16 protein-coding genes are annotated in these 19,683 nt (G+C 54.6%); 3 read left to right on the forward strand and 13 right to left on the reverse strand.

The genetic code is table 11. The annotated features are described in order from the left end of the window. Nucleotides 1-57: 57 nt before the first annotated feature. A complete protein-coding gene (locus F1728_RS29655; RefSeq protein ID WP_155367024.1) occupies nucleotides 58-1,170 on the forward strand; it encodes a sialidase family protein in 1,113 nt (370 codons plus the stop codon). Nucleotides 1,171-1,293: 123 nt separating this feature from the next. On the opposite strand, the gene F1728_RS29660 is transcribed toward F1728_RS29655, so the two are convergent. Next, complete coding sequence (locus F1728_RS29660) at nucleotides 1,294-2,607, reverse strand: PQQ-binding-like beta-propeller repeat protein (RefSeq protein ID WP_155367025.1); 1,314 nt, start codon at nucleotides 2,605-2,607, stop codon at nucleotides 1,294-1,296. A 686-nt stretch (nucleotides 2,608-3,293) separates the two neighbouring features. Here F1728_RS29660 and F1728_RS29665 point away from each other — a divergent pair. After that, nucleotides 3,294-4,295: a DUF1559 domain-containing protein gene (locus tag F1728_RS29665; RefSeq protein ID WP_315853509.1), complete on the forward strand. Its 1,002-nt coding sequence runs from the start codon at nucleotides 3,294-3,296 to the stop codon at nucleotides 4,293-4,295. Between the two features lie 67 nt (nucleotides 4,296-4,362). Here F1728_RS29665 and F1728_RS29670 read toward each other — a convergent pair whose 3' ends face one another. Then, nucleotides 4,363-5,709, reverse strand: a complete 1,347-nt coding sequence (locus tag F1728_RS29670; protein ID WP_155367026.1) for a DUF1501 domain-containing protein — start codon at nucleotides 5,707-5,709, stop codon at nucleotides 4,363-4,365. Between the two features lie 230 nt (nucleotides 5,710-5,939). Further along, nucleotides 5,940-6,227 carry a LexA family protein gene (locus F1728_RS29675; protein ID WP_194242593.1) on the reverse strand — a complete coding sequence of 96 codons (288 nt, stop codon included), beginning with the start codon at nucleotides 6,225-6,227 and terminating at the stop codon, nucleotides 5,940-5,942. A 467-nt stretch (nucleotides 6,228-6,694) separates the two neighbouring features. Between F1728_RS29675 and F1728_RS29680 the strand changes: the two genes are divergently transcribed. Further along, the gene (locus F1728_RS29680) at nucleotides 6,695-8,140 is read left to right on the forward strand and encodes a DUF1501 domain-containing protein (RefSeq protein ID WP_155367028.1); all 1,446 of its coding nucleotides are present in this window, start codon (nucleotides 6,695-6,697) and stop codon (nucleotides 8,138-8,140) included. Between the two features lie 21 nt (nucleotides 8,141-8,161). Here the strand turns inward: F1728_RS29680 and F1728_RS29685 are convergent, their stop codons facing one another. From F1728_RS29685 to F1728_RS29730, 10 genes are all read right to left on the reverse strand, one after another. Then, entirely contained in the window at nucleotides 8,162-9,301 is a 1,140-nt protein-coding gene (locus tag F1728_RS29685) for an ABC transporter permease (protein ID WP_155367029.1), read from the reverse strand. Continuing rightward, complete coding sequence (locus tag F1728_RS29690) at nucleotides 9,298-10,029, reverse strand: ABC transporter ATP-binding protein (RefSeq protein WP_155367030.1); 732 nt, start codon at nucleotides 10,027-10,029, stop codon at nucleotides 9,298-9,300. The genes F1728_RS29685 and F1728_RS29690 overlap by 4 nt, the downstream gene beginning before the upstream one ends. A 2-nt stretch (nucleotides 10,030-10,031) precedes the next feature. Continuing rightward, nucleotides 10,032-11,585 (reverse strand): HlyD family secretion protein, encoded by a 1,554-nt coding sequence (locus F1728_RS29695; protein ID WP_155367031.1) that lies wholly within the window; start codon nucleotides 11,583-11,585, stop codon nucleotides 10,032-10,034. Nucleotides 11,586-11,588: 3 nt separating this feature from the next. After that, on the reverse strand, nucleotides 11,589-12,146 hold the full coding sequence (locus F1728_RS29700; protein ID WP_155367032.1) for a hypothetical protein: 558 nt from the start codon (nucleotides 12,144-12,146) through the stop codon (nucleotides 11,589-11,591). Nucleotides 12,147-12,193: 47 nt separating this feature from the next. Then, nucleotides 12,194-13,363 carry an ABC transporter permease gene (locus F1728_RS29705; RefSeq protein WP_155367033.1) on the reverse strand — a complete coding sequence of 390 codons (1,170 nt, stop codon included), beginning with the start codon at nucleotides 13,361-13,363 and terminating at the stop codon, nucleotides 12,194-12,196. Between the two features lie 112 nt (nucleotides 13,364-13,475). Further along, a complete protein-coding gene (locus tag F1728_RS29710) occupies nucleotides 13,476-13,856 on the reverse strand; it encodes a hypothetical protein (RefSeq protein WP_155367034.1) in 381 nt (126 codons plus the stop codon). Nucleotides 13,857-13,919: 63 nt separating this feature from the next. Then, nucleotides 13,920-15,095, reverse strand: coding sequence for a multiheme c-type cytochrome (locus F1728_RS29715; RefSeq protein ID WP_155367035.1), 1,176 nt, complete (start codon nucleotides 15,093-15,095; stop codon nucleotides 13,920-13,922). Then, the gene (locus F1728_RS29720) at nucleotides 15,092-15,787 is read right to left on the reverse strand and encodes a tetratricopeptide repeat protein (protein ID WP_155367036.1); all 696 of its coding nucleotides are present in this window, start codon (nucleotides 15,785-15,787) and stop codon (nucleotides 15,092-15,094) included. The genes F1728_RS29715 and F1728_RS29720 overlap by 4 nt, the downstream gene beginning before the upstream one ends. Then, nucleotides 15,691-17,235 (reverse strand): hypothetical protein, encoded by a 1,545-nt coding sequence (locus tag F1728_RS29725; RefSeq protein ID WP_155367037.1) that lies wholly within the window; start codon nucleotides 17,233-17,235, stop codon nucleotides 15,691-15,693. The genes F1728_RS29720 and F1728_RS29725 overlap by 97 nt, the downstream gene beginning before the upstream one ends. Before the next feature lie 269 nt (nucleotides 17,236-17,504). Beyond that, nucleotides 17,505-19,628 (reverse strand): LamG-like jellyroll fold domain-containing protein, encoded by a 2,124-nt coding sequence (locus tag F1728_RS29730; protein ID WP_155367038.1) that lies wholly within the window; start codon nucleotides 19,626-19,628, stop codon nucleotides 17,505-17,507. Nucleotides 19,629-19,683: the final 55 nt, after the last annotated feature.

Consider the following 19,683-nt stretch of genomic DNA (forward strand, 5'->3'; position numbering starts at 1 on the left):
TTGATTACGATCGAGGCTGGTAAAGCCTTTCTTCAATCAACTGAAATCCCGGGAGAGATGATGCGTCACCGCCTGCTATTTACTCTGATCGTTCTGACATTCTGGTTCAGTACCAACATTTCTAAATCAGCAGAACCGGCAGCAGAACCGGAAATCGTCAAACAGGTCGTCGCCGTCAAGAACGTTTGCGCCTGGCCCAATCTGACGTTGCTCCCCGATGGAACGATCATTGTGATTTTCCATAATCAACCCAGTCACGGACAGCAGGAAGGGGACATTGACTGCTGGGCCAGTCCCGATGGCATCTCATGGGAGAAGCGTAGTACCATTACCCGGCACGAACCGGGGACGGTGCGGATGAATCACGCAGCGGGAGTCGCCCACAACGGCGATCTGGTTGTGCTCTGTTCCGGCTGGACCAATCACAAACAACCCGAACGACCCAAGCAGGCCCCGTTTCGCGATGACATTATGCTTAACTGGGTATTGCGTTCCCAGGATGGGGGACGTACCTGGGAGCAGCGGGATGCCTTTCCAGCTGCCGAGCCCGGCTGGTCGGAATATATTCCCTTTGGTGATATCTGGGCGGGCAGTGATGGTGCCTTACACGTCTCCTGCTATCAGGGAAAATTCAAGGATCCCACCCAGTCCACGCGTACCAGTGGCTGGCGTTCATGGCATTTTCGCAGTGAAGACGACGGCTGGACCTGGCAGCCGGTTTCCATCATCGGAGATCGACATAATGAGACCGACCTGTTTCGATTGGGAGATAACAAATGGCTGGCCGCAGCCCGTGTGGACAAGATGGAGTTGATTCGCAGCGACGATAATGGAACGACATGGCAGAAACCGCTGCCGGTGACCGAACGCAACGAAATCAACGGGCACCTGCTGCGGCTGAAGGACGGGCGATTATTGCTCAGTTACGGTGTCCGGGTAAACGGCAAGCGTGGTGTCTGTGCCAAACTCAGCAGCGATGAGGGTCAGACCTGGAGCAGTCCCCTGCGCCTGGCCCACACTGCCGATGGTGGGGACTGTGGCTATCCCTCCAGCGTTCAGAAAGAGAACGGCGACATTGTGACCGCCTGGTATTCGAATAATTCGCCCCTGCATCAAGGTTATCACCTGGGAGTGACGGTCTGGAAGGTACCAGCGGGACAGGTGAAGTAATCAGGTTTATGGACAGTGAATGTAACCAGTTTCACTATAAGCCAATAAAAAAGCCGCCTGCTGAATTCCGTTCGAGGAAACAGCAGACGGCGAATACGTCTAAACAAAATAGTTCGGAGAGGGTTACTTCTTCAGACTCACGCGAACCAGTTCCTTATCATTGCGGGCGAACAGCGACTGATTTGCAAACGCAGGATGGCTCCAGACGACGGGACGCCCGAAGGCTTCATTTGTTGGCTCCAGAACGTGGAAGCGGCTGATTTCCTTGTATCCGCTGGGCGACAGGTCAGCGAGCACCAGGTCTCCCTTCTCGGTAAACAGAAAGAAATGATCGTCGTGTTTGACGATAAAGGCGGTCGCGTGACGATCCCGACGACCAGCCTGAGTCACTTCCTTAGAGGCCCACAGGCGTTTGCCATCTTTAAGGCTGACTGCGACAAAGTCGCCCGACTGAATGTCACTGCCGTAAATTGTGTCTCCCACAATGAACGGTGTGCTGTTGCAGCAGAACAGTGCTTCGCGGGTCTTACCCTTCCAGGCAATTTTAGGCTTGGCTTTTCCCTTCAGTTCGATCCATGCCGCTTCGTCGCCAATTCCGGAGACATACAGAAAATCTTCCTGTTTTCGGGGAACCGTCACCGACATGTTGTACTGCGGTTTAAGAGGAAGTGACCAGAAGACCTGACCCGTTTCAGGATTCAGTGAATTCAGAGACTTCGGATGCCAGATCAACAGTTGTTTGACACCTTCATGAGTGATCATGGTCGGCGGACAGTAACCGATGTCGTCGTTGTCCAGGGCACGCCAGAGTTCTTTGCCGGTGTTTTTATCAAATGCTACAGCGACCGAACCCGGACCACCAACCAGGCAGTAAACCACATCACCATCGACAAGCGGGCTGGCAGCGTGTCCCCAGAACGGTGTTTTGGACTGGTATTCCTTTTTGAAATCTTTGCTCCAGACTACTTTACCGGTGGCGGCGTCCAGGCAGGTGAAATTCCCTTCTGCTCCGAGAGCATAGACTTTGCCGTCCGCTACTGTGGGAGTACAACGGGGGCCAGCTGCATAGGAAATATCGTAGGGGCAACTGTAGTCATATTCCCAGATCGTTTTGCCATTCTCAGCAGAAACGCAAAGTACGCGTTCCTTACCTTCAATCTTGGAAGTCCCCCCGGGGTTGTTGACCACCTCGCCTGAATCTTTGACATAGTCCAGCACAAAGACTTTGTCGTCGACGACAGCTGGGCCACTATAGCCCAGGCCGACAGGCACACGCCATTCGACTTTCAGACCTGATTGCGGAAACGAGTCAACGATATCCTCAGCTTCCCAGATACTGGAGCGGTCCGATCCCAGCCATTGAGACCAGTCTTCCGCGGAAGCGAGCGCGGTGCTGAATAGGACGATGGCGGCACAGGAGAAAAATCGCAAAAGCATGTGTGAGTATTCCTTATTGCTGGCGGCAGCTGTTGAGAGACTTTTGTGAAGACACAAAAGTCCCACCGTGTTGAATTTCCATGTCCTGATTATACCCGTCTGCGCGTTGCAGATCATCCTGGTAGGCATTTCAGTCTGAATTCCAGCAGACTCGGGTGAAATGGACAGTTTAGAAATCAGAGACCTCAGTTTCTGATCGAGACTTTGAATCTGTGGAATTCAGCAGAGAGATGCAAGTATAAGGCGAGATATTCCAGCGGGTTATGCAGTGTAAGAATCTGTTTGATGGCCGGGATTTTCTATCGCAGACTCCTCTATTAAAAATTATGGATAGTGAACAATATCTGCGGCCTAAGTAGTTGGTAAGCGTGACCTTAACTAAATCTTAAGAAACCATTAATAAACAACGCTGTGGCGAAGGGTAGGTAAGTCATTGTAGATTAATGTTTTACGGAGAATTTCGTGTAAATATTTTGATTGTTCGAAATTATTTGTTTAAATAAAAACACTACTGTTCAACTAATAGTGTTCTATTAGAAGTAGTGTACTTGGTCGGTAAAGGATTGCCTGATGTTAGACCCTTTCAGCTTTCATTTCTTAATTCAAAAATCCAACTGCTTTTCTTAACTCACCAGATGTGGTGTGGTTCTATTTTCCTTTTTCTATTCCTTGGTGCGGGAGGCGTTATGTTGATGACAAACAAGCGGAAATTCCAAAAGGGCTTTACTCTGATTGAACTACTGGTTGTGATCGCGATTATTGCAATCCTGATTGCCCTGTTACTGCCGGCGGTGCAGCCAGCGCGGGAAGCGGCCCGCCGCAGTACCTGTAAAAACAATATGAAGCAGCTGGCGCTCGCGCTGCACAATTATCACGAAACGCATGGTCTGTTTCCGCCGGGAGCAATCGCCACAACGACGACCTCCAGTGCTTACAATGTCTGGGGGGATGCTGGAAAAACTCCCGGCACGGGTTTACACGGGACAAGCTGGATGGTCCAGATTCTCCCGTATGTCGATCAGGCAGCGCTCTACAATAAATGGAACTTCAACACCAACGTAATGGGGAATCGCAGTCTGGCAGAGAACGACATTCCTTTGTTCTATTGCCCAACACGCCGCAGTAAGGTTCGCAAGGTAGACGACAGAATCATGCTCGGAGAAAATCCGGTAGCGGGTTCGACACTACCCTCCAACCGGTTTGTCAAAGGAGGCTCCGATTACGGAACCTGCATCGGCGGTGGAAATGGCTGGGCCGATGGTGATTACTTTCACCTGACGCACCGCACCGATTCACTGATCGGCACGTTCGGGGGAGGCAGCGGTGCCTTTCTGGGTATGTTCTCCGTGAATAGTGATACCGCGATTCGCGATGTCGACGATGGCACTTCTAATACCATCATGGCCGGAGAGTTGCAGAAGCTGCACAGTTCCAGTGCTCCCAAATCGAGCCAGGACTGTTGGGCGGCAGGTGGAGTGGCCACCATGTTTGATACCGGAATTTCCGGGGGCACTGCGGGGGGCTTTAACAATAATTTCTACCAGTCAGCCGGTTCCGACCATGAAGGAGGCGCTCATTTCGGTTTCGCGGATGGCTCCGTTCATTTTCTCAGCGAAAACATGAGCTCCCGCGTCTACCTGGAACTCGGAACCGCGGACGGTCAGGAATCGACGAACTTTAGTCCTTGAGTTGACGGAGGATTATACCAATGCTTAACAATCAGAAATGCAGTGTCATTCGGAACGACTCAATGTGTCACACGAGTTCCCGGATCGGAGTCTGCTGATCGATCAGGTACTGAGGACGTCCGTTGTTGTCTTCGATTGTCGTGGACGCGACATCGATTCCCAGATTGTGATACAGCGTCGCGAAGACTTCCTGCATATGCACGGGGCGATCAACGGCTTCTTCACCCAGTCGGTTTGTTGAACCGATTACCTGGCCGGTCTGCATGCCTCCACCGGCCATCAGGGCGGCGTGCACGCGGGGCCAGTGATCACGGCCGGCGTTTTTATTGATCTTGGGCGTGCGACCAAATTCGCCCCAGACTAATACGGTTACATCTTTATCCATGCCGCGATCATGCAGATCCTGAACCAGGGCTGCGACTCCCTGGTCGAGCAGGGGAACGACCTTGCGGGCATGACCAAAGTTATTACCGTGCCAGTCGAAGTGAGCGAAGCTGCAGGTGACGCAGCGTGCGCCTGCTTCCACTGCCCGGCGCGCCAGTAGAAAGCGGGACATGATCGCCTGGTATCCCATGTCCAGTTTGTAGCTGAGAACCTTGGGATCATCTTTACCATAGCGGGCGCGGACTTTGGGATCTTCGCGTTCCAGATCCAGTGCCTCAACCAGACGCGAGGAAGAGAGGACATCCAGTGCCTGCTGCGTATAGCCATCGTAGGTGCCGTCGGTCAGACCGGTTTCGGAGGTCCTGCGAAAACGGTCCAGGTCTTCCAGCAGTCGCGTTCGTTCGGACAGCCGTCCCTTATTGATTGAATTCAACGTCATGTTCTCCATCACGCGTCCATCGGGACGGAATGGAGCGTGCGTCAGTCCCAGATAGCCGGGACCTTTGATGTTCCAGGGATCGTGGGCCATCGTATGTGACAAATCAATGTAGGGAGGGACCGTTGGGTGTACGGGGCCTGCCACACGGGAGAGAGCCGATCCTAGAGAGGGCCAGCCTCCCTGAGGTTGAGAGCTACGGAAGTGATGACCGGTGCAGCACTCAAACGAATCGTGGCGACCTTCTGCGCCAACCAGTGAGCGGATGATCGAAAACTTATCCATCATACCGGCGACGCGGGGCATCAGTTCGCTGATCTGTATCCCGGGGACGTTGGTGTCGATCGGTTTGAATTCTCCGCGGACTTCATCCGGTGCGTCTGGCTTCAGGTCGAACATATCCTGATGTGGTGGACCACCGGCGAGGAAGATCATGATGACGGCTTTGTGTGAAGAACGCTTCCCCGACTGTTCCTGTGCTTTCAGAATCTGGGGCAGTGAGAGCCCCCCCATTGCCAGGCCACCAATCTGCATGAAAGAGCGGCGGGGCATACGGTCACATAAACGAATTGACTGATCTTCTAGCCTGAGCATCAATGCTCCCTTTCAGTGAATCCAAACCATCTACTAACTAACGCTTGCACCTGTAACAGGTTACCTCACATATAAGCGTAAACCAATACAAGACGTTTGAATAGAAGAATCGGCTGAAAACAAAAGAAAATTAAGAAATTCGCTGGTTCGTACCCGTATTCTAATGGAGAAACGGGAAGAGCCCCTAAAGATGCCCGTTTGTGACAGCAATACCTGCGTGCTGAGCGGCTTTAAAAGCGTTTTTTAAAGTCGATCCGGCCTTCTTCTACATCGCCACAGAGGGAGAGGCGGTAGTTCCGATCATTCTCGATCAACGAGATTCCGCCGTCGATATTGCCATGACTGCTGATCCAGCCTTTTCCTTCCAGCGCATTCAGATAACGGGTTACCCGGTTGGGAGAGGGAATGGCGAATTCAGAAGCGATTTGCTGGACCGAGGGAGAGATTCCGGTCCGGTCAATTTCACGAGTTATATAGTCCAGAATATTCTGTTCACGATCGGTGAGATACTGGTTCATTGATTTCTCCTTGCGCATCACATGCGCAGCTGAGGGCGCAGAAAGAGCCCACAATCATCCTTGAGAATCAGACCCGGATTCCTATACAGGTCTTGAAGAAGAAAAACGCAATGATTCTTAAAAGTGACTTCCTTCAGCGAGTCACACGCGGCCACCACCAGGTGAATGGGGAGGGAATCAACACGGGCAAAGCATATAAGGCTTATCGTCGATCGTCAATCAAAATTTGAGGCAAGTTCGGTTTATTCATCGTCGATCAGCCGAATCTGCTGGTATTCAGGGTCGAAAAATTTTTGACCTCAGAGACGGTGCTCCAGGATACGAAAACATAAATATAAACGTTGATGATTTTGTTGCAATTGGACTTTAACTGCCTGTCACATTGAATTATATTGATGTGATATAAGGTACACCGGAATATCAGCTTGCGCTTGTCGAGTCAATCTCTTGGATTCAGGAGAGTTACCATGCCTGCCCACAGTCCCACCCGCCATCCTCTGATCTCTCGTCGGACCGCACTCGAAGTCGGTTCGGTGAGTCTGCTGGGGATGGGAATCAATCACCTGGATGCACTCCGGGCACAAGCAGCCGGCGGAACGAAACACCGTACTGCAAAGTCCTGTATCTTCATCTTCCTCTCCGGCGGTCTCTCACAGCACGAGAGTTTTGATATGAAGCCGAATGCGAGCGCGGAGATCCGCGGTGAGTTCGATCCAATCGCCACCCGCACTCCGGGCGTGCAGATTTCAGAACATCTGCCGATGCTCGCCCAACGCAGTCACCTCTGGTCCGTCTGTCGTACGTTGTCGCATGGGACGAACGAACATTCGATGGGGCACCATATCATGCTCACCGGTCGATCGGATATCCCCACTGGATTCAATCCCGGGCGTCCCATGACTACCGATCATCCTTCGATTGCCGCCATCGCTGGCGATGTACTCCGTTCGCGAACCAATCTGCCCCCCGCCATCGTATTGCCGGATAAAATCGTTCATCGCAGCGGTCGCGTCATTCCCGGACAGTTCGCTGGACGCATGGGTTCCAATCGTGATCCCTGGATCATAGAAGCTTCTCCGTTCCACGCGCAGTCCTACGGTGCTTTTCCGGATTACGCATTCGACCATCAGCAGCGAGGCGGAACAGACAAGCGGGTCTTCAAAACTCCGCACCTCAAACTCTCGCAGGGGATGACGCACAGCCGGATGAGTAATCGCATTCAACTGCTGAAGGAACTCGGCGCACAGCGTCAGATGCTGGACAATGCAGGGCAGGTTGAAAGTTTCGACCGCTACCGCACCGCAGCGATCTCTCTGCTGAACGACGACAAAGTACATTATGCGATGGATGTCACCAGTGCAGACGATAAGATTCAGGAACGCTACGGCAAAAACTCGTTTGGCTGGTCTCTGCTCATGGCGCGACGCCTGGTTGAGACGGGCGTGAATCTGGTGCAGGTCAATCTGGGCAATAACGAATCCTGGGATACGCACGGAAATATCTTCCCGCATCTCAAGGATAAACTTCTGCCTCCCACCGACCGTGCCGTTTCCGCACTCCTGGATGATCTGCACGAAAGTGGACAGCTTAAAGACACCCTGGTTGTCATGTGCAGTGAATTTGGACGTACCCCTAAGATTTCTCAGTTGGCCAAAGTTTATGCCAATCCGGGCCGGGATCACTGGGGGGCGACCCAGTCCATCCTCCTTGCGGGAGGCGGAGTCAAAGGGGGCCGCGTTGTTGGGAAGACCGACAAGATCGGTGGCTTCCCCATCGATCAGCCGCAGAAACCGGAAAACTTCGCAGCGACCATCTACAAGGCACTGGGGCTGCCCCAGACCGCTTTCTGGCAGGACGATGTCGACCGTCCGCACTATATCTACGAAGGCGAACCCATTCCGGGACTTACCTGATACGTTCAGAGAACAGGCAGGTTAAACGCTTCGCAGGGCCGGAACAATCTCGGTTCGTGAGGCATACCAGGCAGGGACAACCCCCGCGCCCATTCCCGTGACCAGTGCGAGCAGCAGGCCGATGCCCGCCAGCCGAAATGAGGGGATGAACGCGACGGTCACTGCCTCCGCGCCCACCGAAAGGCTGCTGAGTTTGAGAGTGATCAAAGCGATCCCGACTCCCAGAATCCCGCCTGCCAAACTCAAAAGTGTACTTTCCGCCAGCACCACGCCGAAGACCTTACTGCCCGAAAAACCGAGTGTCCGCAGGACCGCATGTTCCTGAATTCGATCTTCGACCGACATCAGCGTTGTCGTCGCCACAAGTGCCAGTACCAGTCCCACACAAGCCAGACCCAGGTAGTGCGCCATTTCAATTAACTGCGACAGATCCCCCAAGCTCTTCGCCTGGAACACCCCTTTGGAGCGGGTATTGGTTTCCACGGGCCCGGCCCGGTAGAGGTCATCAATCCGTGTACTGACCGCTTCCAGATCCGCATCCGGTTGCAGGAGGACTTCCAGTTGTGTCACGGTCCCCACCAGGTACGCCCCCTGTCGCCGCTGCAGGAATTCCAGGTGACTGTAGATGTAATTCTCTTCAGCTGGGTTGTTAGAGCGATAGATGCCCGCCACATTAACGGAGAGATCGCCGATAGAAAATTTATCTCCGACTTCAATTCCCCGTCGCGCCGCGACCGCCTGACCCACAACGGCGGCATCCTGATGTGTCTCAAATTCGTTCCAGTCTCCCTGGATGAATTCAAAGTCCCGTGCGGTCCGCAGTTTGTGCGGAGGGACGCCGTAAAATACAACCACGTCCAGACTGGCCCGACAGTTGTTGGTAAAGACCTGAATCGGAATGACGTCTTTGACTCCGTTAAATTTACGAATCTGCTGATCGTAATCCTGTGGCAGGTGACTCGTGGCAGGGCAGAATTTATTGGCCTGGAATACGATCAATGAGCCATTTGCTTCCTGCCGTGATCTGAGATCGCGCATGCCTTCCTGGATGGACTGAATGAAGCAGAACACGAACAGTGCCACCGCGGAGCCAGCCACCGTCAGCATGGTCCGGGAACGATGCCCCCACAATGATTTCACGATATAGCCCAATAGTTTCATGGGGTCTCCTCAATACTCACGCCTGATCCGGCCAGCGCCGTCTCTGGCTCGTTGTTTCGCTGTACCAGTTTGCCGTGATCCAGATAGAACTGTCGGTCTGCGATGGTCGCTGCTTCCGCATCGTGAGTGACCATCAGCATGGTGATATCCAGTTCCCGGTTCAGACGTTTGAGCAGATTCAGAATCTGTTCTGAGGACTCGGGATCCAGGTCCCCCGTTGGTTCGTCAGCCACGACAATCAGGGGATGCTTGACGATCGCCCGGGCAATCCCGACCCGCTGTTCCTGTCCGCCTGACATCTGTCGCTGATAATGATCGGCCCGGTCCAGCAGGTCGACGGCTTCCAGTGCGACTTCCACACGTTTGCGTCGCTCGTTCCGCGAGAGCGGAAGCAGCAGCAGCGGGAGTTCGACATTTTCGTAAGCGGTCAAAACGGGAACCAGATTATGCGTCTGGAAAATGTAACCCAGGTGGGCGGCTCTCCAGTGAGCCAGGCGGCTCCGCGATAATGATGTAATCTCAACACCATCCACGATGATCGTACCCGAGTCGGGGCGGTCGATGCTGGCGATCAGATTTAGCAGTGTCGATTTTCCGGTACCACTCGATCCCATCAGCGAAAGAAATTCGCCCTGTTCAATGTTGAGAGAGACCTGGTCCAGCGGGGTGATGGTCTCGCCCCCCTTGTGATATTGTTTGGTCAGATTGTGAATTTCAACCAGTGGCATTTTCAGTTTCCTTCATGATTGGTTTCGCCGGTGATGCTAATCCGCTCGTCTGGCTGCAAATCGGATGTCGGGGAGGCAATCAGTCGACTCGATACATTCAGCCCCTGAGTGACCTCCAGTAGCGGGCCATTTGCATGCGGGCTGGTTTCAATGACCTGCTGGCGGGCAATCTGGCGACTTTGATCTGCAACCCAGACATAGGACTGACCGGCGGCGTTCTGTTGTACCATCTTTCTGGGGACATAAATTCGGGATTCCCGGTCCTGATCTTTCTCTGTCTGCTCATGTTTCGGAGCGAGAAAGGTCACATCCACCAGCATTTCCGGCTTCAGCAGCGGCGTCGGTTCATCAATTTTGACTTTGACCTGCAGCGTATTTTTCTGAATATCCGCTTCCGAACTGATAAACAGGACGCTACCACTCACTGGTTCGCTGAGTGCTGGATTGTCGATCTGAACCGGTTGATTCAACGAAACCTTGGGAATGTCTTCAAAACGCACATCGACACGAATCTGCAGCCATTCCGGACGATACATGGTGACGACCGTACTGCCATCGAATTTAGTCATCTGAGTCAGCATGTTTCCGACACTGGATCCGGGATGTGCTACAAGCTGATACACGCGTCCCGCGACAGGGGCGCGGATCGTCATCCGCTCCAAAGCAAGTCGCGCCTGGTCGACGGCGACCTGGGACTGTTCCAGACGCGCGGCTGCTGCAGCCACCTGCGCCTGGGCTTCATCCCGGGCTTTCTGTTCCGCTGTGAGCAGTTTCAACTCCGTCTGCAGTGCCTGGCACCGCGCCTGCAGCGCCTTCTGTTCCGCGATCAGGGATTCCTTACGGCCCATCAACTCTTCATACGCCGCAGTCGTCGATTCAACCTCGGTCTTCGATTCGTCAATACTTCGCTGTGTGACTGCGCCGCGGGCTGATTTCTTGCGCTCAAAATCCAGCCGCGCGAATTCCAGATCTGCTTTGGCTCTACGGGTCATGAAAGGCAGATTCTTTAACTGAGTCTGGATCTTAGCCAGTTCTGCCTGCGCCGAACTGAGTACCGCTTCCAGATGCACGGGCTGTGACAGGCGGACTTCAGCAGCTTTCAACGTGGCGCGGGCCTGCTGCAGTTCAGCTTCCCGCAGCTTCTCCGTGGCAATGGTGTTCTTCAATACCAGCTCGGCGTCCACTCTTACCAGCCGCGCGATCGGTTCCCCCTGTTTGACTTTCTGATCTTCGACAACCAGTAACTCTTCCACCACACCGGGAGCCAGTGCAGCGACCCGAATAGGGGTCGGCCGCGGTTCCACCCAGCCAGCTGCCTGGAACAGAGGCGTGCCGGCGCTGCGGACCTGGGCCTGCGAGACGATCACCGGCATCACCGTGACCGGTTGGGGAGGAAAGATCAAATCACGGGAGGCGTAGGCGATCAGCGCAGCAAATCCGATCAGCAGGGTGCCGGGCAGCAGATAGCGCGTGAGTAACCGGAATCGCGTGTGCCCCCGCAATTGAGGGGGGGCACTGCGATCCAGGGCCAGTTGGGATAAATCAACCTGAGACATGATTTACTTCCGTACAAAAACCTGGTTAGCGAAGACGGTCAGATTACCGGAGTCGTCACGTTTGGCTTTCCCTTTGACGACAACCGTCTGCAGTTCTTTCAGATTCAACAGCTTGCGGGCATCTTCCTTGATCAGCGTGCCGTCTGCATCGACGACTTTGACCAGGGCGGTTGCACCGGGCAGCTTGTCGGTTTCACAACAGTAGTCCCAGGGTTTCTCACAACCATCGCCGGGAATATCACTGCAGGCTTTCAGTGAATTATCCACGATGGAAAATGCGGCCCGGCCGTCAATCCAGGGATTTTCACTTCCGCCAATCCGTCCCACCACGATAACCTCTTCTTCATCCTTAGATGACTCGCGGGCCGCAATTACTTCTTTCGCGCCCGCCGGTTCACTGGTCAGAATGATTTCCGAGGCAGCGGCCGTCGGTTCTGTAGCAGACTCGGCTGCAGAGTTCGCATCAGAAGATGCAGTTGGTTCGGTGGAAGACTGGCCACAGCCCACTGCAGTAAGACAGACAGCGGAGAGGAACAGGCTGGAAAACATCAAACGTTTCATTGAATTCAATCCTTTAAAAATGAGTATTCAACAGGTTAAAAGCATTACTAAACAGATTTGAGACCATCGACGATCGGCAGTCGCAGTGCCCGCAGGGCCGGTGGGATTGCTCCCAGGAGACCCAGCAGAATTCCGACTCCCGAACCGATCAGCAGTGAGACCGTATCGATCTGCAGCGAGAACGCGCCCATTGTAAAACGGACGGCAACCCCGTTGATCAGCAATACCGCGATCAATGCTGCGATCAGACTGGCAGCCGTCGAGAGCAGGATGCCCTCCTGGATCAGGCTGATCACAATCGCCCGGCGGACAAAGCCGAGTGTCTGCAACATCGATAATTCACTGGTGCGGCCGACGACCGCACCGTACAACGTATTTAAGCCGGCAAAGACTCCGGCGCCGGAGACCAGAAACACAATCAGCCAGGCCAGCATCCGAATCGGACCATAATCTTTTTTCAGACCCTGATAGTAGGAGACTTCGCGAACTGACTGTAATTCGAGGTCAAGGCGTTCTTTGCAGAACAGATCCAGATCAGGGTAAACATCGGGTGAGTCCAGGGTGACCGCAACCAGACTCAGGTCCTGGCGTTTCATTGCCTGCTGCAGCTCATCGAGACGACACCAGATCTCTGATTCAAATGCAGACCCACCTGCGGAGAAGGTACCGCTGATTTTCCAGCTGCGCCCCTCCAGTTCGATTGCCTGGCCGGTCCTCAGCTGTTCGGGGGAGAGTCCCAGCTTGGTAGCGACCAGCTGGCCAATCAGGACTTCTCCCGGTTCGGGCCAGCGACCCGATTCCAGTTCGACTTTACGACGGACCAGGAGTATCGCCGGTGTTACACCGCGCACCAGCCCCATCGCAGTTCGCTCCTGTTCGGGCAGGGTGATCTGTGTTCCCAGGTACAATTCGGGAGACGCGTATTTCCGGCCGTGAAATTCTTTAATGCCACCCACACTGGCGGAAACGAGTTCACTCGTCCGCATTGGAATGGATGAGTATTCCAGATTCTCCCCCATGCCCAGCGAAAACAGAATAGCTACATCCGGATCACCGCTGGCGGACAGGCTGTGTTCCAGCCCCCGGATGAAACCGACTACGATAAACACCAGTACGATCACGGTCGTCAGACCGGTCAGCGTGAGCAGGGTACGCAGGGGGCGACGGAACAGATTCCGTACGCCGTATTCCCAGGGGATTAATGAGAATCGGATCATGAAAGATGCTTTTGAAGTATCTGCAGCGCAATACACGAATCGAGTCAGCGCGCAGCGGGACATACGTGAATGAAAGTGGAATTAACGCAGGCGGTGCTGATTCAGGAGCAGATCAGCAGAGAAACGACATCTGCGCACAGCGCAGCGCACGACCGGCAGGTGGGGGCGGCGCGGAAGAAACCGGTTGGGGAACCGAGTGAATGTCGGAGACAAGCGATTCTGTCTCTGAGAGAACAGGCATGGCCCAGACGGAAGTCAGCAACGTCAGGTCCAGTTGATCGGCTTTATCATGGATCGCTCCGAAACAGAAGCACTGACAACATTCATCAGAGGCACTCTCTGGTGAGAGTGGCGTTTCAGACGTCGGCGGCTGACAGTGACTGCAGCAGCCAGTGCTGACGGCGTCTGTAGATTCTGCGCCGGCTGGCATGCAGTTTAACGGGCAGACCAGAATCATCAGGGAGCACAGAAATGAAAACAGCTTCTCAGTCACAAATAACCTTTTTTTAGTACTAGTTCCTTCTCATCGTAGTCGTTCGCAAGTCTCAAGACAACATCATTTTGGCTGCTGCAGCTGAAATTCGGGGAAGCGTTCTTTGTCGCGCTCGCGGACTCGTATCCAGTGGTCAGTGAAGGAGAGGTTGTCGTGGACTTCCACTGCCGGCATATGACATTGCAGACACTGGCTTTGCATCGACTCTTTAGAACACACCGGTGCATGATCCTTGAGATCGCTGTGACAGTTCAGGCAGATCTGGCGGTAATATTCCGGATCGCGGCTGGCCTGCTGATGCGGATTGTGACAGGTAGTGCAGTCAAAACGGGCCGATTTGCCGTCCGCCAGTTTGACGTCAGTCTGTTTCAGGAAACAGGGGCTCTGGGACATCCCCACTGGAGCAAAACGGTAGAGCAGATCATTCGCAGGATGGATTTCATCCGCCTCCAGTTGATCGAAGCGACGATGGCACTCTCCACAACGATTGATCGACTCCAGAGGTGTCAGTGAACTCCATTGAGTCAACTTGAGATCTTTATCCCCACGTTCGACGGCTTTAATGTGTTCTTCGCCATTCAAGTGGCAGCGGACACATGAGACCCCGGGAATGATCGCATCCGAATTGATTTCACCTGGCGAATCCCCCAGCCAGGCCGCGTGACAGCCAAAGCAGTTTTGAGTTTTAGCATGATCGCTGACTTCTCCCAGCGCGTTGATGCCGGTCTGCTCATGGGCCAGTTCCTGCAGGCCGAGTGTGATTCCCAGTTTGCCGGAAGGATACCAGGAGACGATGTGCTGCAGCAGTTCTGACTCTCCCTGTGCATTCGGAAACAGCGAAACCGGTGTCATCGCATGCATGCCGGAACCGAAGACCCAGTCGATCCGGACTGGTGACGGATAACTATCGCAGTCGACCCACAGCGCATCATCTTCTTTGAAAAACCGGTAGGTATGCCCGTTCTCTTTGAGGGTGACTTCCCGGTCGACAAAATTTTCGAGTACGCCTGGATCCGTAGCTTTGCGGAGAGTCCGCAGATGAGGAGCCCCTTCGAACTGCTGACAGAATTTGTCGTGACACTCACAGCAGGAACGCGATGGGACCGGCTGATGCACCGAACGGACATGCGGAACGAACTCCGTTTTCTGCTGTGATCCGTAAAGAAACAGGCCGGCACCTGACAGGCAGGCCAGTAACAGGATCGACAGGGGGATGAGAAACGGGTACTTCTGGATCATTGCAGGGCATCTAACATGTTCTGACTGGGGACGACCAGTCGGTCCTGGGGATGCTGTTCAATTAACTGACGAAAGGTCGACGCGGCATTCGCGGGATCGCCGGCTTCCAACTGAATCTGGGCTTTTGCATACAGACTCTCGCTGTCATCGGCAGTCAAAGCGGCGATGGCTTCGGAACAGTCGCCGTGAATGTATTCGTTAATCGCCCGCGCGAGCGTTTCTGAAACTTTTTCGGGCGGACTGTGGTCACCTTTGATTCCCGGACCTGCCTGGGCGAGAGGAAATTCTTCTGTCGGGCTGGTCTGCTGATAGGCTTGCAGGCGTAACTGGCTGGGAGCACCCGTGTCGAGCTGTTCCTGATAAGCCAGTTCTTTCTGACAGAGTTCGAATTCCTGTTTGACTTCAGGAGAGTCGTAATGTTGCAGTAGTGGATGCAGCACACGCAATGCGGCTGTATAGAGCTGCATCGCACGAAACGTTCGCGCCTGCAGCAGTGCCGGTTTCAGATTGGGAGAGCCGGTCAGCATACCCCACCAGTCAGCACAGTCCGGTGTGCCACTCGGATCGGGCGGGGAATAGGTCCACTGCTGGCGATTCAGAAACTCTTTGACGGGGAGCAGCTTGATGATCTGCGGCGTGCTGAGTAATTCACCCGACCAGCCAAAGGGAATGACTGCCGCGTCAACCGACATTGGCTGCCAGCGACTGTCGAACAAGGCACGAATTGTCCGCGTCTGACCATTGGGAACCAGCAGCAGCTGACAGTTCCGATCTTTGAGGCGGACCCACCAGCCCCCCAGCCGCCATTCATGCGTGGCTTCTGTAACATCCAGCCGTCAGACAGTTCCGCGTTCAGGGAAAGTTCCTCGAATAAGCGTCCCTGTTTCAGCGCCTGTCGGTGAGTGAGGTAGGGGCGAACTTTGTGATCCGCCTTGATCCAGCACAACATGCCTGCAGAAGTGATATCCATGCAGTGGGCCGTTCCCTCATATTCGAGTGGTCCGATCGCCTGGTTTAACAGCGTGATATCCAGCTCGGGAGCGAGGCCCCAGCCCAGTCGCTGTGACTGACCGGGCAGCGTTCCGGCTGCCGCTTTCCCGCTGAGCAGAAGCAGGCCCAGTCCCAGTAGCAGGCGACCCAGAGCGGGTGAGAGCAGATCTTTGGTTTTGAGCAGCTGGATTGGATAGGGATGTGCCACCAGGCTGCGTCCCAGCAGCAGAGTGATACCTATTGCACAGGGGGGAACCGCATCGGCATTCAGCCAGGCCGGAACCGCGAACATCAGGAATGCAAAACTCTCCAGCCAGCCGGTGGAGTAAAAAATGAGATAACTCACGGTGACCAGAGTGAGAATGCCCAGCCCGGCTGTTTCGACTGTCAGTCCCTGTGCGAAGGTCGGCTGCCAGACCGTTGTAGCCAGCAGGTCTCGGGCGTAGAACAGACCGGGGAGGAGCTGAGTCAGTGAATCGGAGAGCGTAAACCAGCCACGTGGGGTGAGCATCAGCGCAAAAGCGGATGCGGCAACGAGCAGACCAGCCTGCTTGCGGGTGACTGTGGGCTCGGTCTTCATGCCGGTCAACCAGGGGACGATCGCGACCACAGCAATTCCCAACAGGCAGAGTGGCGCGAGATTGGCCCACACCACCAGTGAGATGAGCACGAGGACCGCATTCTGTTTCGTCGGGGACTGGCTCCAGCGGACTGTAGCAATCCAGGTCAGAAAGAGAAACCAGCAGTCCCAGAGGCGGGGCGTCGGTTGCCAGGCAGCATTCGCGGCCAGCAGCGTGACCAGCGCCAATGCAAACGCGGCCCACTGCAGTTGAAGCTCAAACCGTCGCATGAGGAGATAGAGTAATAGAAAGGTGCCGCAGAACTTGAGCAGCATCAGTCCCGAAAAGCCGGCGATCATCCAGCTCATAAAGAAGGGGAACCCGCCCAGCCAGTCTGCTTCCGCTGTCGGATTGCCTGCCGCCAGGATTGGCCCCGGAACTGCCAGCTCGGCCAACACTGTCTGCCCCCGGCTCAACTGCCACCAGACATCCGGCGCAGCAATAGGCGTCAGTACGAAACTGGCGGTGACGATCAGCAGAAACAGGCGGCGCAGTCTCCGATCTGTTGTCGACAGGTCAGGTTCAGTCATGGGTTGAGCCACTGGAACGGAAATGTGATAAAGTCAATTACATCAGACGATTAGGACATGAACTCCCTTTAATTATATAGTCCCGCGCGGGCTGTGAATATGCAGGAACCCCCCATCGGGCAGAGATTCCGTAATTCGAGCGCTCGGTCTCTTCTCATACGCGTCAGATCGTCGATTCGCGATAAAAAACGGATCATTCCCAATAGAAAAGCCCGATCGCAGGTACGACCGGGCTTTCGAAGATGATAGATAGTGCGTTTCAGACAGGTTTATTTTGCCAGCTGACTGACTTCACCTGCATTGAGGGCCCGATCGAAGACCGCGATTTCATCCAGACGGCCTTCCCAGTTCGAGTCATTATCCGTCCGTCCGCCGAAGAACAGCTGTTCCAGCAGCACGCCGGATGCCCCCGGTTTCGATTCGAGTTCGATTTCCGGTTTGCCATTCAGGTAGACGGTCAACTTGTCACCATCGCGAACGAGAGCCACATGATTCCACGTCCAGCGTTCAACGGCAGTTTTGCCAGCGTGCAGCTTACGGTCCGTACCGTTCATGTAGACCAGCTTGCCGGGATGCTGTTTGCCTCCCAGGCCGAGGTGATCACCGTAAGCGGCCAGACCGTGGTTCGGTCCCTGTGAGAACATCCAGCCGCTGATGTCGCGGGCGTCGAGAGGAATTCCGTTCCAGATCCAGAGCGAGACGGTAAACTGATCGCCCAGGTCATTCACACGAGTCTGCAGACGATTGCCGGCGAAGTGAACGGCCCGGTTGGTTTCGGTTCCCGTGCAGAACGATTTCGAACGGGCTCCTTCGAGGAAGTAAGCGATGGCCGGTTCGTAAATGCCGTCCCGCTGATTGCCAGAGAGATCGCGGGCCCGGGGACCATTGAACTCGTCCAGTCGCCAGTAAGCAGACGGCTTGAAGCCCAGGATCGTTTCCACGGCAGGACCACGGCTCTGTTCATAGAAGCGGCGGGGCTGATTGGAAACTTTCTCGAGCAGTTCAATATCCGATTCCACGATACGAGGTTCGGCCAGGACTTCGAGGCCTGCGGAACGCGCGGCCCAGGTATTGTATCCGCCGAGCAGATGCTGTTCGGGAGGCGGAATGTAACCGTCGCCCCCGTTAGCCAGTTCAATGACCATGGTCTGTGGCAGCGGACTTTGTGCTTTGACTTTCAGCCCGGAAAGGGCATAGGTTTCATTGGGAGTGGTCGCGATTGCGATGTCGCCGATGCGGAGTGCCTGTGTGACGACCTCGGTTGACTGTCGTTCGTGCAACATGATCTGTTCGCGAGCGTAAATCTCTTCCTGTGTTTCGGGCAGCTTATCGCCCATTTTTTCGACAATCCGTTGAGACCATTCGAGCAGCTGTTTATCGGGAACCCGGTAGTTCAACTGCATCCGGTTCTCGGCCATTTCAACGTCGGCGTCTTTGCGATACGTAATGTTTTTATAGATGCCCATGGTCAGTTTGACGAGCTCGCTGGAGTATTCATTGATGTCATCGGTGAATGACCACTGATCCTGCGGCTTGGTATAGTCGCGGCGATAAATGTCACCACTACAGCCGTGTGACATGATCGCTACGAACTCGGGAGCATCCTTGGGCAGTTTCTTACCGATTTCTTCCTGCAGGCCGTTACAGTAGAGACCAAAGTAGTCGGCGCTCAGTGAAGGGGCACCAAAGTAGTGCATGGAAAAGTTGGCCAGTAAAGCGATCGGACGCCCGTCTTTCGACTGGAACGAGATCAGGGACAGATCAGGATCTTCGGGACCGGATTCGCCGATGACATCATCCCAGTTCCGACCAGCATGCATGGTGGCCCGTACGGTCGGGTTGCCGAACGGGTCGTTGCTGATGCGATCGGGACGTTTGATCCAGCGTCGCAGGGCGGTGAACTTGGCAGCGTTCCCAACCCCCCAGCCAATCTGAGCCGGTTCCAGTTTTGCTTCGGCTGCAACGATGGCATCGACCAGCTTACCGCGGAGGAAAGGCGTGTATTCCGGATCGGCACTGGTTCCCAGACAGCCCATGCTGGAAGGCACCGAATGTGCGTGGGTGGCGGAGATCAACATATGGTCGGCCGGGATCTTTGTTTTCTGTGCGGCCAGTTTTTTGACTTCATCCAGAAACGGACGCGTCATCATGCAACTGTCAACGACGACGATTGCCAGGCGGTCTTCGCCATCGGCGACGACGATCGCCCGGGCATTGACTTTGGTATAAACCTTATCGACGCTGCGGCTCTTCATGCTGCCATTAACGAGGACGGGGAGTTTCACAGGGGTAACATCCATGATGGTGGCGCCGACCTGCAGTTCCGCATAGGAACGTTCCGGGATCAGCAAAGCAAGGCAGGCGAGCAGGAGGGGGGCGAGAGTCGGTTTCATGTGAGGATCCTTTGTAATGACAGCCAACTGCGGGTTTGAAGTTTCATCACCGTAG

Source organism: Gimesia benthica (assembly GCF_009720525.1).
GTDB classification, from domain to species: domain Bacteria; phylum Planctomycetota; class Planctomycetia; order Planctomycetales; family Planctomycetaceae; genus Gimesia; species Gimesia benthica.